At 75.2% G+C, this 12,781-nt stretch carries 12 protein-coding genes and 1 riboswitch; of the genes, 5 read left to right on the top strand and 7 right to left on the bottom strand.

Going from position 1 to position 12,781, the window contains the following annotated elements; all coding sequences use genetic code 11:
• Nucleotides 1-6: 6 nt before the first annotated feature.
• The 4 genes from ACLFMI_RS12940 to ACLFMI_RS12925 all read right to left on the bottom strand — a co-directional run bounded on the left by ACLFMI_RS12940 (nucleotide 7) and on the right by ACLFMI_RS12925 (nucleotide 3,824).
• Nucleotides 7-1,140, bottom strand: coding sequence for a sugar ABC transporter substrate-binding protein (locus tag ACLFMI_RS12940; protein WP_410948150.1), 1,134 nt, complete (start codon nucleotides 1,138-1,140; stop codon nucleotides 7-9).
• A gap of 181 nt (nucleotides 1,141-1,321) precedes the next feature.
• On the bottom strand, nucleotides 1,322-2,059 hold the full coding sequence (locus tag ACLFMI_RS12935; protein WP_410948065.1) for an ABC transporter ATP-binding protein: 738 nt from the start codon (nucleotides 2,057-2,059) through the stop codon (nucleotides 1,322-1,324).
• Nucleotides 2,056-2,823, bottom strand: coding sequence for an ABC transporter permease (locus tag ACLFMI_RS12930; RefSeq protein ID WP_410948064.1), 768 nt, complete (start codon nucleotides 2,821-2,823; stop codon nucleotides 2,056-2,058). Before ACLFMI_RS12930 ends, ACLFMI_RS12935 begins: the two co-directional genes overlap by 4 nt.
• The gene (locus ACLFMI_RS12925) at nucleotides 2,820-3,824 is read right to left on the bottom strand and encodes an ABC transporter substrate-binding protein (RefSeq protein WP_410948063.1); all 1,005 of its coding nucleotides are present in this window, start codon (nucleotides 3,822-3,824) and stop codon (nucleotides 2,820-2,822) included. Before ACLFMI_RS12925 ends, ACLFMI_RS12930 begins: the two co-directional genes overlap by 4 nt.
• Before the next feature lie 25 nt (nucleotides 3,825-3,849).
• A riboswitch (TPP riboswitch) is annotated at nucleotides 3,850-3,962 on the bottom strand.
• 21 nt (nucleotides 3,963-3,983) lie between these two features.
• Here ACLFMI_RS12925 and ACLFMI_RS12920 point away from each other — a divergent pair.
• Nucleotides 3,984-5,000 (top strand): Ldh family oxidoreductase, encoded by a 1,017-nt coding sequence (locus tag ACLFMI_RS12920; RefSeq protein ID WP_410948062.1) that lies wholly within the window; start codon nucleotides 3,984-3,986, stop codon nucleotides 4,998-5,000.
• A gap of 161 nt (nucleotides 5,001-5,161) precedes the next feature.
• Here the strand turns inward: ACLFMI_RS12920 and ACLFMI_RS12915 are convergent, their stop codons facing one another.
• A complete protein-coding gene (locus tag ACLFMI_RS12915; protein WP_410948061.1) occupies nucleotides 5,162-5,350 on the bottom strand; it encodes a DUF7455 domain-containing protein in 189 nt (62 codons plus the stop codon).
• 366 nt (nucleotides 5,351-5,716) lie between these two features.
• On the opposite strand from ACLFMI_RS12915, the gene ACLFMI_RS12910 reads away from it, so the two are divergent.
• Nucleotides 5,717-6,586: an EamA family transporter gene (locus tag ACLFMI_RS12910; RefSeq protein WP_410948149.1), complete on the top strand. Its 870-nt coding sequence runs from the start codon at nucleotides 5,717-5,719 to the stop codon at nucleotides 6,584-6,586.
• Nucleotides 6,587-6,796: 210 nt separating this feature from the next.
• Here ACLFMI_RS12910 and ACLFMI_RS12905 read toward each other — a convergent pair whose 3' ends face one another.
• Complete coding sequence (locus ACLFMI_RS12905; protein ID WP_410948060.1) at nucleotides 6,797-8,542, bottom strand: DEAD/DEAH box helicase; 1,746 nt, start codon at nucleotides 8,540-8,542, stop codon at nucleotides 6,797-6,799.
• A 276-nt stretch (nucleotides 8,543-8,818) separates the two neighbouring features.
• The gene (locus ACLFMI_RS12900; RefSeq protein WP_410948059.1) at nucleotides 8,819-9,556 is read right to left on the bottom strand and encodes a class I SAM-dependent methyltransferase; all 738 of its coding nucleotides are present in this window, start codon (nucleotides 9,554-9,556) and stop codon (nucleotides 8,819-8,821) included.
• A 27-nt stretch (nucleotides 9,557-9,583) separates the two neighbouring features.
• Between ACLFMI_RS12900 and ACLFMI_RS12895 the strand changes: the two genes are divergently transcribed.
• The 3 genes from ACLFMI_RS12895 to ACLFMI_RS12885 are packed head-to-tail and all read left to right on the top strand — an operon-like array spanning nucleotide 9,584 to nucleotide 12,774.
• Nucleotides 9,584-11,266, top strand: a complete 1,683-nt coding sequence (locus ACLFMI_RS12895) for a hypothetical protein (protein ID WP_410948058.1) — start codon at nucleotides 9,584-9,586, stop codon at nucleotides 11,264-11,266.
• A 46-nt stretch (nucleotides 11,267-11,312) separates the two neighbouring features.
• Complete coding sequence (locus ACLFMI_RS12890; RefSeq protein ID WP_410948057.1) at nucleotides 11,313-12,164, top strand: alpha/beta fold hydrolase; 852 nt, start codon at nucleotides 11,313-11,315, stop codon at nucleotides 12,162-12,164.
• Nucleotides 12,165-12,222: 58 nt separating this feature from the next.
• Entirely contained in the window at nucleotides 12,223-12,774 is a 552-nt protein-coding gene (locus tag ACLFMI_RS12885; RefSeq protein ID WP_410948056.1) for a GNAT family N-acetyltransferase, read from the top strand.
• Nucleotides 12,775-12,781: the final 7 nt, after the last annotated feature.

Genomic DNA, 12,781 nt, shown 5'->3' with positions numbered 1-12,781 from the left:
TGGCTGCTACTGGATGCCGAGCTCGCCGCAGACCGCGGCGTTCGGGCCGTCGCAGATCTCGGCGGGCTCGATGTAGCCGGCGTCGGTGACCGTCTTGACGTTGCCCTTGGTGATCAGCTGCGGGGTGAGCAGCACGGACTTGACGTCCCGGTCGCCCTCCGGGTCGTTCACCGTCTGCGTCGCGACGGCGTCGGCGGCCGCGGTGTCGCCCCTGGCCAGCGCGCCGGCCAACTTCGCGGCGGCGTCGGCCTCCTCCTGGATCGGTTTGAACACCGTCATGTACTGGTCGCCGCGCAGGATCGCGGCGAGCCCGTCGGCGGTGGCGTCCTGCCCCGTGACCGGGACCCTGCCGTTGAGGCCGTACTTGCTGAGCACCGTGATGATCGAACCGGCCATGCCGTCGTTCGCGACGGCGACGCCGTCGACCTTGCCGCCGTTGCCGGTCAGGATCTGCTCGAACGTGGTGCCCGCGACCTGGTTGTCCCACTTGTCGATGGCCTGGTTCTGCACGAGCCGGTACGCGCCGGAGTCGTACTTCGGCTGCAGCACCTTCAGCTGGCCGTTCGTGTAGAGGGTCGCGTTGTTGTCAGTGGGCGCGCCCTCGATCTGGATGATCTGCGCGCCCGGCTTGTCCCCGATGCCCTGCACGAGGCCCTGGCCCTGCAGCTCCCCGACCTTCTCGTTGTCGAACGAGACGTAGTAGTCGCTGGTGCCGCCCAGGTTCAGCCGGTCGTAGTCGATCACCGGGATGCCCTGCGCCTTGGCCTTCTGCGCGACGGCATTGCCGCCGTCGCCGCTGATCGAGGCGATGACCAGGACCTGTACCCCACTCGAGATCATCCCGTCGGCCAGGGTCGAGAACTTCTGCTCGTCGCCCTGGGCGTTCTGGATGTCGGGATCGAGGCCCTCGGCACGCATCGCCCTGTCGAGCATTGGCTTGTCGAAGCCCTCCCAGCGGGCCGAGGTGTCGGTCTCCGGGAGGATCACCCCGACCTTGATCCCACCCTCCCCGGACTCGCCGGACCCTGCGGCCTCCTCGCCGCCGCCGGCGCTGTTCTGGCCGCACGCCGACAGCGCGAGCACGAGGCCCAGCCCCGCCGCCACCATCGTCCGCCGCAGCCGGGGCCGCGCCTCGCGCATCCTCATGGACATCCCTCCACGACACTGTGGCTTCAGACCTATAATGTTGCGAGCGCCAACGTATTAGGTCGAGCGATGCGAGGCACAGCACACTGGATCGAGAAAGTCCACCCGACCGAGTCACGATCCGGTCACGGCCGCGGTCATTTGTTGTCGTGCTGCCACCCGGCCTGCCCGGGCATCAGCTCCGCAGGGTCTCCAGCAGATCCGCCTCGACACGGGCGAGTCCCGGGTCCGTGAGGATCTCCCGGGTCCGCGGCCGGGGCAGGTCTACGGCGATCTCGGTCCGTACCGTCGCGGGCCGCGGCGAGAGCACGACGACCCGGTCGGACAGGAAGGCCGCCTCCCGGACGTCGTGGGTGATCAGCAGGGTGGTCCAGCCGTAGTGCTCACGCATCGACTCCAGCCACTCCTGCATCCCGACCCGGGTCAGCGCGTCCAGGGCGCCGAACGGCTCGTCGAGCAGCAGCACCGACTGCCCGCCGACGACGGTGCGCAGCAGCGCCGCCCGCTGCCGCATCCCACCGGAGAGTTCGGCCGGCCGGGATCGTTCGAATCCGGCCAGCCCGAACGGCTCGAACAGCGCCCGCGCCCGCTCACGGGCCTCGCGCCGGGACACCCCGGCGACCTCCATCCCCAGCGTGGTGTTGTCCAGCACCGTCCGCCAGGGGAAGAGCAGGTCCTGTTGGGGCATGTAGCCGAACGGCGCGCCCCGGGCCGGGCCGCCGTCCACCTCGACGGTCCCGGTGACCGTGGCGCCGTCTCCGATCCCGACGAGCGTCTCGAACAGCGTCGACTTCCCGCACCCGGACGGCCCGACGATCGAGACGAACTCGCCGGGCGCCACCGACAGCGACACCTCGGACAGCACCTCCAGGGCGCCGTAGCGCACCGCGAGGTCGTGCACCGCGACCTTCATCGATGATCACCCCGGTACCAGGGGGTGACCAGGCGTTGCACCAGGTAGGTGAGCCCGAACAGGGCCACCGAGAGCGCCGCGGCCACCCCGACGGCGGCGAGCACCAGATCGGTGCGGAACTGGTTGCGCTGCAGCTGCATGAAGATCCCCAGCCCGGCACGGGCACCGACGTACTCGGCGAAGATCGCGCCGGTCACCGCGTAGGTGATCGCGATCCGCAGCGAGGTGAAGAACGACGGCAGCGCGCCCGGCAGCCGGACGTAGCGGAACCGCTGCCAGCGCGAGGCGCCCATGCTGCGCAGCAGCGCGGTCGCCGACCGGTCGGTCGCGGCGAACCCCTCGATCAGCCCGACGGCGACCGGGAAGAACGTCACCAGCGCGATCACCAGCACCTTCGGCAGCAGCCCGAAGCCGAACCAGATGATCAGCAGCGGGGCGATCGCCACCACCGGCAGTGTCTGGGACGCCACCAGCAGCGGGGTCAGGGCCCGGCGCAGCCACGGCGAGAAGTCCACCGCGACCGCGATCGACCAGGCCACCGCCAGTGACACCGCGAAGCCGATCGCGGTGACCTGGACCGTCGGCAGCGTGTTCTCCCACAGCGCGGAGCGGAACGCCCAGCCCTGCGCCAGCACGCGGAGCGGCGAGGGCAGTACCTGCGGCCGCAGGCCGAGCGCGGTGACCGCGACCTGCCAGGCGAGAAGCCCGACGGCGACGACGAGCACCGCGGGTGCGAGCCGGCGCGCCAACCCGCCCGCCCTCACGGCGCCAGGTACTCGTTGGTGAACCAGGTCGCGAAGTCCGGCTTCTGCCGCACCGGCGCGCCGTCCGGCCCGGCGACGGTGCCGGTGTCGTAGAGGAACCCGGAGAACGCCGACCACTTCTCCGGCGTCTGGAACCCGACCCGGCCCTGCCCGTCGCGCAGGTATCCCCGCGCCAGCATCGCGGCGCCGCGGTCGATGAGCTCGTCGTTCGTGAACGCGCCCGGGTTGGCCTCCTTCAACATCCGCGCGGCCCCGGCGGGGTTCTCGGCGGCGAGGGCGTAGCCGCGCTGCACCGCCTGGACGAACGCCCGGGCCCGGTCCGGGTTCTGCCCCAGCCAGGTCGAGTTGCCGGCGAGCAGGACGTTGTAGGCGTCCGGGAAGCCGTAGTCGGTGTAGCGGAACGTGCGCAACGGCTCACCGCGCAGCTGCGCCTCGAGCCCCTCGACGTGCACGAACGGCAGGGTGAAGTCGGCCTGTCCGGCGTAGAGCGCCTCGTAGGCGGCGGTGGCGAGGACCTCGGTGCGGAACTCGCCGCGGCCGCCGTCAGCCCTGATCACCGCCTGCATGGTCGCGGTCTCGCCCGGCCCGCCGAACCCGGCGAAGACCGTGCCGTCGAGGTCGCGCGGGCGCGTGATGTCCGGCCGGTCGGCGCGCACGGCGATCTCGGTGGCCCAGTGCTGCAGGATCGCCATCACCGAGGTGATGTCCGCACCGGCCGCCTTGGAGTAGGTGAACGAGTCCTGGAAGCTGACGCCGAACTCGGCGGCACCGGAACCGACCAGGACGTCCGGCGACGTCTGGTTGTAGGGCAGGAACTCGACGTCCAGCCCGGCGTCGCGGAAGTACCCGGCCTGCTGGGCGACGAACAGGCCCAGATGGTTGGTGTTCGGCGTCCAGTCCAGGGCCACCCGGATCGGCTCGCCGCCGTTCCCCCGGTCGTCGCCCGTGTCGGCGCAGCCGGTCAGGACGAGCGCGAGCGCGAGCAGCAGCGCTGCCGGCACGACGATGGGGGGACGGGCACGTGAGAACAGCAAGGAGCGGCCTCCCTACGCCGGTGTCAACCGGATCAGGTTCGAACGGTCGACGGCCGGTCCTGCCGCCCTCTCAGCCCCGGTACGCGGGCTCCCGCGGTTCTGGGCCCGACCCTACGCTGACCGATCGTGAGCAGCGACCACCGCGTACCCGTCGACGACCATGTGGCCCTGACCGTCGGGGTCCTCACCGGACTCGGCGTGCCGGACGCCACGGCCCGGGTGCAGGGCGAGTGGCTCTGCGAGGGCGACCTGCGCGGGCACGCCTCGCACGGCATCCGGCGCCTCGAGGTGCTGGCCGGACGGGTGCGGGCCGGGCTGATCGACCCGGTGGCGGCGCCGACGACCGAGCGGGCCCGGCCGGGCGTGCTGCGGGTGGACGGCCACGACGGCCTCGGCCCGCCCACCGCTCTGGCCGCCTGCGACGCGCTCCCCGGCCCGGCTGCCGAGACCGGGATCGCGGTCGCCGCGATCCGCAGGTGCGGGCACCTCGGGATGCTCGCGCCCTACGTCGAGCGGCTGGCCGCCCGCGGCCTGGTCGGGATCGCCACGACGACGTCCGAGGCGCTCGTGCACCCGTGGGGCGCGGCCCCGGCGATGATCGGCACCAACCCGCTCGCCGCGGCCGTCCCGACCGACGGCGGGGAGCCGGTGGTGCTCGACATGGCGACCGGGCAGGTCTCCCGCGGCAAGGTGCTCGACCACGCCGCCCGCGGCGAGCCGCTCCCGTCCGGGTCCGTGGTGGACGCCGAGGGCCTGCCGACCACCGACGCGGCCGCCGCCCTGGACGGGGCGATCACCCCGTTCGGCGGTCCGAAGGGCTACGCGCTGGCGCTGGTGCTGGAGCTGCTGGTCGCCTCGCTCACACACACCGCGCTCGGTACGGACGTCCGCGGCACCCTCGACGTCACCGACCCGGTCACCAAGGGCGACCTGCTGCTGGCGGTCGACCCGGCCGCGTTCGGCGGCCCGGCCGCCGGCGTCCGCGCGTACCTGGACGCCCTGCGGGCCCTCGAACCGGCGCCCGGGCACGGGCCGGTCGCCGTTCCCGGCGACCGCGCCCGCACCGTCCGGGCCGACAACCTGGCCCGCGGGGTGCCGGTGGATCCGGACAGCTGGGCCCGGGCCCGGGCGCTGCTCGGGTAGCTCGGGTCCCGCCGGGCTCCCGGTCGGGGTTCCCCGCGCGCTCCACGCGGTCCGGCGGGACGGTCGTGGGCGGGACCCGACACGCGAACGGGGCGGGGACCCTGCTGGATCCCCGCCCCGTCCGGTTCAGGTCTGGTCGGGCGTCTTCGGCCCGCGGACGGTCACTCCTCGCCCTGCTGGACCTCCACGCCGGACTCACGCAGCTTCTCGGCGTGGGCACGACCGTGGTGGTTGCAGAACAGGAGTTCCCCACCGGAGGGAAGAATCGCACGCACCTTGGCCGCCGCACCGCAACGGTCACAGCGGTCGGCGAGGGTCAGTTCGGGCCGGGTCAGCGTTTCGGGCTGCATAGCGGTCTCCCTCCATCGCGGCGGCGGGCTCGGGCGGCCCTCCGCCGTATCACTGTGACGACCGCACCAGGCGGGTCGCCCACACTTAAGCAGACGTGTCGGACCCCTGCACGTGTTCCCGGGGCGCGTCGCGACGTCCGTCACGTCCGGCTCCGGATCCGGTCGCATCGGGGTCGCCTCGATATACCCGCGGTGACCGATTACGTATGAAGTTGACTGCGTGTGAATCATGCGGGGCGACCGGGCGCCCGTGCAAGCGCGGGACGGTGACCACCGTGTGTCGCGGGTTACCGTGGCCGGGTGAGTGCACGGCCGATCGGCGAGCGGATCCCCGCACCGTTGCTCTTCCTGGTCGGCGGCACCTCGATGTACGTCGGTGCGGCACTCGCCGTAGGACTCTTCGACCGGCTGGCCCCCGCCGCGGTGGCCGAGCTGCGGCTGATCGGGGCAGCCCTGATCCTGCTGGCGTGGCGCCGACCGGGCCGTGCCGCCTGGAGCGGCGCCCGGCTGGCCCGCGCGGGCCTGTTCGGGCTGGCCACGGCCCTGATGAACGTCGCGTACTACGAGGCGATCGCCCGGCTGCCGCTTGGCACCGCGGTCGCGATCGAGTTCACCGGCCCGGTGCTGGTCGCGGCGCTGGCCTCGCGCCGGTTCCGAGACTGGGGTGCGGTGCTGCTGGCCGCCGTCGGGGTCCTGCTGATCGCCGACGTCCGCTGGTCCGGCAGTCCCAGCGGGGTGCTCTGGGCGCTCGGTGCGGCCGCCATGTGGGCGGCCTACATCGTGCTCGGCAAGCGGGTGGCCCGGGCCGGGAGCGGCATCGACGACCTCGCCACCGGTTTCACCCTCGCCGCCGTGCTGCTGTCCCCGCTGCTGCTCACCGGCGCCGCCGGCTCGCCGGCGGCTTTCGGCGTGGTCAACCTCACACCGCTCGCCGATCCGTGGGTGCTGGCCCTGTCCATCGGGCTGGGCGTGCTGTCGTCGGTGATCCCCTACGTGCTGGACCAGGTGGTGCTGCGCCGGGTCGGGCAGGCCCGGTTCGCGGTGCTGCTGGCGCTGCTGCCCGCGACGGCGACGCTGGTCGGCCTGGTCGTGCTGGCCCAGCTCCCCGGCGCCCTGGAGACGGCCGGGATCGCGCTGGTGATCGCCGCGGTCGCCGTGCGCTCCAAGGACGGTGACGACCCCGCCCCGGAGCCGGCCACCGCCGGCTCCGCCGGCACCCGCGACCACCCCACCTGAGCGGACCCGCCCGGAACGGCGCACCGTCCCCGGCCGACCGCGCTCCCGGAGGAGCCGCGCCGCCGGACCCCGGCCCGGCGAGGACGCCGGAGGGCGTGTCCCGGGGGCGGACGCGCACCGATTCGATGAACGCGCGCCCGATCGGGTGCGCGTTCTCCGATCCCGTGCGCGTCCGCTGCCGAGCCGCAGGGAGGCGCGCCTTCCGGGCGGTCAGCGCCAGGAGCGCAGGGTGGCGATCCGCTCCTCGAGCTGCTCGATGGTGGCCATCGCGACGGGCGGGCCGCCGCAGTGGGCACGCAGATCGTTGTGAATCTTGCCGTGCGGCTTGCGGGTCTTGTGGTTGTGCAGCGCGACGAGCGTGTTCAGCTCCTTGCGCAGGGTCTGCAGCCGCTCCCGGACACCGGCGGGGCCCCGCTCGGCGGGCGGCGGTGGCGTCGGCTCGGTCGCCGGGGTGGCGCGGGCCTGGGCACCGGAGCGGGGCGACGGGTGGGTGGGCGACCCCTTGGCGACCCAGTCGGCCTGGCGCTTGGACAGCAGCGTGCGCACCTGCTCGGGCTCGAGCAGGCCCGGCAGCCCGAGGTAGTCCTCCTCGTCGGCGGAGTAGGTGGCGCCCTCGTAGATCAGCTGGTCCAGCTCGGCGTCGGCACCCAGCGAGGTGAAGCCCTTGTCCTGCTCGCCGGGCTCGTCCTGCTGCTGGTTGGCCTCGTTCAGCTCGGCGTCGTTCCAGGTCTCGTCCGGGCGCTGCGGCTTGCCCAGCACGTGGTCGCGCTGTGACTCCAGCTCGCTGGCCAGCCCGAGCAGCACCGGCACGCTCGGGACGAACACCGACGCGGTCTCCCCCGGCCGCCGGGACCGCACGAACCGGCCGATCGCCTGGGCGAAGAACAGCGGCGTGGACGCCGAGGTCGCGTAGACACCGACGGCCAGCCGCGGCACGTCGACACCCTCGGACACCATGCGCACCGCGACCATCCAGCGCTCCTCCGAGCGGCCGAACTCCGCGATCCGTTCGGAGGCCCCGGCTTCATCGGAGAGGACGACCGCGGGCTGCACCCCGGTAATGCCGCGCAGCACCCCGGCATAGGCCCGGGCGGTGGCCTGATCGGAGGCGATCACCAGCCCGCCAGCGTCCGGCATACCGCCGTCGCGGTGGCTCTGCAGCCGCCGGTCGGCCGCGGCGAGTACCGACGGGATCCAGTCCCCGGCCGGGTCCAGCGCTGTCCGCCAGGCCATCGCGGTCTGCTCGCGGGTCAGCGGTTCGCCGAGCCGCGCGGTGATCTCCTCCCCCGCGCTGGTCCGCCAGTTGGACGTCCCGGAGTACGCCAGGAACACCACCGGCCGGACGACGTTGTCGGCCAGTGCCTCGGCGTAGCCGTACTGGTGGTCGGCCCGGCTGCGCGGTGCCCCCTCGGCGTCCGGGACGTACTCGACGAACGGGATCGGGTTGTCGTCGGAGCGGAACGGGGTACCGGTCAGCGCGAGCCGCCGGGTCGCGGGCTCGAACGCCTCGTAGACCGCATCCCCCCAGGACCGGGCGTCACCGGCGTGGTGGATCTCGTCCAGGATCACCAGCATCCGGCGGTTCTCGGTGCGGTTGCGGTGCAGCATCGGGTGCGCGGCGACACCGGCGTAGGTGACGGCGATGCCGTGGTAGTCCCGCGACGTGCCGCCCGTCGCGTTGCGGAACTCCGGGTCGATCGCGATGCCGGCGGCCACTGCCGCCTCGGCCCACTGGTGCTTCAGGTGCTCGGTCGGCGTGACGACCGTCACGGCGTCGATCACCCGGTCGGCGAGCAGTTCGGCGGCGACCCGCAGCGCGAACGTCGTCTTGCCCGCGCCGGGCGTCGCGACCGTGAGGAAGTCCCGCGGTCCGGACGCCAGGTAGCGGGCGAGGGCGCTGCGCTGCCAGGCGCGCAGCGGACGGGTCTCGGGCGACACGAGCTGGGCTTGCGACACACGTCTCCCCTGGTCCGTGGGTCGTTCCCGGAGCGGGAACCTGCCTGCCCCGGGCTGCCGGCGGGCTGGTGAACCGACCGGCCACCGGGCGCCGCGGCGCGGTTGCGGGGCGACGATCAGGATATCCCGCGGCGGGCCCGCGACCCCCGGGTGGGCACGGCCCGGGACCACCCGCCGAGGTCAGCCCACCCAGCCCGGCGTGGCGGGTCGGCGTGGCCTCGGCGCGGCGGGGTCGGCACGGCCGCCGGTCGGGTGGCGTGGCGGCTCCGTCCGGGGTCAGCGCCGCGGGACGTCCTCGCGCCGGGGCCGCCGCGCGGTGTGCACGAACGCGGGCGGGACGTTGCGCAGGATCGCAGGCCCGCTCACGACCTCGGCGAACACCTGGTCGAGCCGGTGGCGCAGCCGTCGGGCCGGGCGTGCGCGGCGAGTCCACGCGTACCCGAACTGGGTGAGGGCGCCGTCCGGGTGCAGCGCCGCGGCGAGCACCTCGGTCAGCAGCGGTGTGGTCTCCGGCCAGGCCGCCCAGGGCAGTCCGGACACCACGACGTCGCACCCGGCCAGGCCGCGCTCGGCGAGCAGGGCCGGCAGCTCGGCGGCCGGGGCGACGGCCACGTCCAGGCCGGGATGCCGGCGCTGCAGCAGGGCGGCGAGCCGCGGGTTCAGCTCGACGGCCAGGTGGTGCCCGCGCCCGCCGAGCCGCTCGGCGATGAGGTCGGTGAACGCCCCGGTCCCCGGCCCCAGCTCGACGACGACCGGGTCCCCGTCCGCGGGCACCGGCGCGCACATCACCTCGGCCAGCGCCCGTGAGCTGGGCGTGCACGACGCGGTGTGCACCGGGTGGCGGACGAACTCGCGCAGGAACACCCCGGCGGACCGGGCGGACGGGGCGGGGACGGTGGTCATCGGGCTCCCACGGTCGACGGCGCGGCCGGGCTCCTCGCCCCGGCCGCGGACGCCCACGCTGCCCGCCCCGGACGACCGGACGACGACGCCCGGGTGAACGTGTCGCGGCATCCGCGCATGGGGATGATGGTGGTGATGATGAGCACGCACGAGCACCCGGCCGGTCCGGAGCGGTCCGCGGGGCCGCCGGCGCTCCCGGCCGCCGGGCTGCGGCTGGCCGCGGCGCTGGCCGCGCGGCCGACCGTGCTGCTGCGCCGGGGTGGGGCGCTCGTGGTCGAGCTGGGCCGGGTCGGCCTGGGCCTGTCCACGCTCGGCCCGGCCGGCGGACGGGCCGACGACGATCGGGCCGGTGGCCTGCTCGGCAGCTGGGTGACCGACCCGCTGCGGCGCCGCGCGGTGCAGACCTGCCTGGCGACGGTCACCGCCGCCACCGGGGTGCTCGACGACACCGGCGCGGACACCGCCCACCTCCCCCCGGCCGACGCCGCCCGGCTGCGGGCCGTGCTGGCGGGCCTGACCGGCCTGATCCCGCACCCGGCGCACGTACCGGCCGCCGGCAGGGAGGGCCCGCACCGGGGCGGCAGCACCCCCGGTCCCGGCGACCCGTTCGACACCGGCGCACGGGACACGGTCTCCGGCCCGGTCCGCGGCCGCGACGTCGCCGCCGCACCGGGCGCGGTCGTCCTGCGCACCCCGGTGTTCGAGCTGCTGCAGTACCTCCCGGCGACCGAGCAGGTGCACGACACCCCGGTGCTGGTCGTCCCACCGCTGGTGCACCGCTACTGGCTGGCCGACCTCGCGCCGGGGTTCTCGCTGGTCGAGCACCTGCTGCGGGCGGGCCTGCAGGTGTTCACGCTGTCCTGGCGCCCGGCCGGGCCCGCCGACGCCGGCCGGGACCTGGACGCGCACGCCGCCGCCGTCCTGGATGCCCTGGACGCCTGCACCCGGATCACCCGCGCGCCGCGGGCGTCGCTGGTCGGGGTGCGCTCCGGCGGCCTGCTGACGGCCGCGGTGCAGGCGCACCTCGCCGCGGTCGGGCTCGACGACCGGATCGCGGCAGCCGCCTACCTGGCCACCGTGCTGGACCGGTCGGACGCGCTGCCCGGCTCCCGGCCGGACCCCGCCGCGTTGCGCCGGGCGTCGGAGCGGGCGACCCGGGACGGCGTGCTCGACGGACACGAGGCGGTCCGGCCCCGGGCGTGGCGGCGCGGCGCCGACCGGGTGCTGCCGTTCGCGGTCGCCGAGCACCCGGCCGGACAGGCGCCCGCGGGGTCCGGCCGGGCGGCGCGGGCGTTGCGGGCCTGGGCGGCGGACCTGTTGCCGCTGCCGGCCGCGCTGCACACCGACCTGGTCACGCTGGCCGGGGCGGGGCCGGACGGGGCCGCCGGCGGCACCGTGCTCGGGACCCCGGTGCGCCCGGCCGAGCTCCGCCGGGACGGCTACCTGGTCGCCGTCGCGGACGACCCGGTGCGGCCGTGGTCCGGCGGTCACCGTACGGCCCGGCTGCTCGGCGGCGCCTGCCGGCTGGTGCTCGCCCCGGGCGACCAGGCGGGGGCGCTGATCGCGCCACCCGGAGCGGGGTCGTCGTTCCGGGTCGGACCGTGCGACGCCGGCGGCGGCACGCCCGCCGGGTGGTCGGCCGCGGCGGAGCAGGTGGCCGGTTCCTGGTGGGACGACCTGGCCGGATGGCTAGCTACCCGTGCCGGGACGTTGCGCGACGCCCCGCCGGAGCTGGGCGGACGCCGGCTGCGGCCGCTGTTCCCGGCCCCGGGCACCAACCTCGGCCCGGCCGCGGCCGTCCCCGCCGACGTCCGGGGGTGAGGTTGGCAACGGCGCCCGGCGCGCCGGGCCCCTACGCTGCGACCTGATGGCCACTCCCGCTTCCCACGTGCCCGGGCCGGACCGCGCCGACGTCGAGGTCCACGACGTGTTCGTCGGCGGCCGGACCCTGCGCGTGACGCGCCGCCCCGCCTCCGGGCCCGGTGCGCGCCGTACCCCGCTGCTCCTGTGCAACGGCATCGGCGCTGCCACCGACGTCCTGGATCCGCTGGTCGCGGCGCTGCCGCCGGATCTGGACGTCATACGGTTCGACCCGCCCGGGATCGGCGGCTCGCCGCTGCCCCGGCTGCCGTACCACCTGTCCTGGTTGGCGCACCGGATCGGCCAGGTGCTGACCCGGCTCGACATCCGCGAGGCCGACGTCCTGGGCTTCTCCTGGGGCGGCATGCTGGCCCAGCAGATCGCGATCAGCCGCCGGCGGCGGGTGCGCAAGCTGGTGCTGGCCGCGACCGGGCCGGGTGCGCTGATGATCCCGGCCTCGCCGCGGGTGATGGCGGTCCTGACCTCGCCGAAACGGCACCAGGATCCGGGCTACGTCGACTCGGTGGCGGCCCGGATCTACGGCGGGTCGCTGCGCGACCACCCGGAGCGGGCGGCCGAGGCACTCGGGGCGGGCGCGGCCCGCGGCCCGATGCGCGGCTACTACTACCAGCTGCTCGCGCTGTCCGGTTGGACCAGCCTGCCGCTGCTGCCCGCGATCACCGCGGACACCCTGATCATGGCCGGGGACGACGACCCGATCGTCCCGCGGGGGAACGCGACGATGATGCAGCGTGGGATCCAGCGCTCCCGGGTGCACCGTTATCCCGGCGGGCATCTGGACCTGATCCTCGATCCGGAGCCGTTCGCCGCGGAGATCGACCGCTTCCTGGCCTCCTGACCGGGGCCGGGTCAGGGACGCGGCAGGTCACCGGCGGCGCCGAACGGAGGGACGGCCGATGGCTCTGGTGCTGCGTCCGGCCCGGTCCGGCGGTACCGACGGGGCGGGACGGGCTGCCGGTACCGACGAGGCGGCCCTGCAGCGACTGGACGCGGGGACCGGCGGGGTGCTCGGTGACTCGGGCCCCGGATGGCACGCGGCCGCCGCGGCCGCGCCGGACCGCGTCCACCTGGTCCTCGACGACGGCGCCGGCCTCGCCGGCTACCTGGTGCTCGCCGGCCCGCGCGGCCCGGAGCCGGGGGTGGAGCTGCACCGCCTGGTGGTGGCCGTCGAGCACCGCGGCACCGGGCTCGGCCGCGCCCTGCTGCGGGCGGCGCTCACCCTGGCCGCGGTCCCGGGCGCGGCGGGACCGGACGGCGTCACCGTCGACCCGGGATGGGCGGCGCCGCCCTGGCTCGCCGCGGGGCGGCTGTGGCTGGAGGTCGCCCCGGACAACCGGCCCGCGCTCGCGCTCTACCGCGCGGAGGGCCTGGTCGTCGAGACCCGGCTGCCCTCGGTGCCCGGATGCCCCACCGCGCCCGCGCTGCGGCTGGTACTGGCACGGGAGTGAGCCGGGC

It is taken from the genome of Pseudonocardia nantongensis, from assembly GCF_046546495.1.
In the GTDB taxonomy this organism is placed as follows: Bacteria; Actinomycetota; Actinomycetes; order Mycobacteriales; family Pseudonocardiaceae; genus Pseudonocardia; species Pseudonocardia nantongensis.
Note: the sequence above shows the minus strand (reverse complement) of the source record. Positions and strands in the feature narration are given on the sequence as shown.

What these genes read in the sequence shown, in the direction of transcription:
- ACLFMI_RS12895 (WP_410948058.1), top strand. Translation starts at nt 9,584, where the DNA reads ATGAGCACGCACGAGCACCCGGCCGGTCCGGAGCGGTCCGCGGGGCCG.
- ACLFMI_RS12935 (WP_410948065.1), bottom strand. Translation starts at nt 2,059, where the DNA reads ATGAAGGTCGCGGTGCACGACCTCGCGGTGCGCTACGGCGCCCTGGAG.
- ACLFMI_RS12900 (WP_410948059.1), bottom strand. Translation starts at nt 9,556, where the DNA reads ATGCCGCGACACGTTCACCCGGGCGTCGTCGTCCGGTCGTCCGGGGCG.
- ACLFMI_RS12910 (WP_410948149.1), top strand. Translation starts at nt 5,717, where the DNA reads ATGTACGTCGGTGCGGCACTCGCCGTAGGACTCTTCGACCGGCTGGCC.
- ACLFMI_RS12940 (WP_410948150.1), bottom strand. Translation starts at nt 1,140, where the DNA reads ATGCGCGAGGCGCGGCCCCGGCTGCGGCGGACGATGGTGGCGGCGGGG.
- ACLFMI_RS12890 (WP_410948057.1), top strand. Translation starts at nt 11,313, where the DNA reads ATGGCCACTCCCGCTTCCCACGTGCCCGGGCCGGACCGCGCCGACGTC.
- ACLFMI_RS12885 (WP_410948056.1), top strand. Translation starts at nt 12,223, where the DNA reads ATGGCTCTGGTGCTGCGTCCGGCCCGGTCCGGCGGTACCGACGGGGCG.
- ACLFMI_RS12915 (WP_410948061.1), bottom strand. Translation starts at nt 5,350, where the DNA reads ATGCAGCCCGAAACGCTGACCCGGCCCGAACTGACCCTCGCCGACCGC.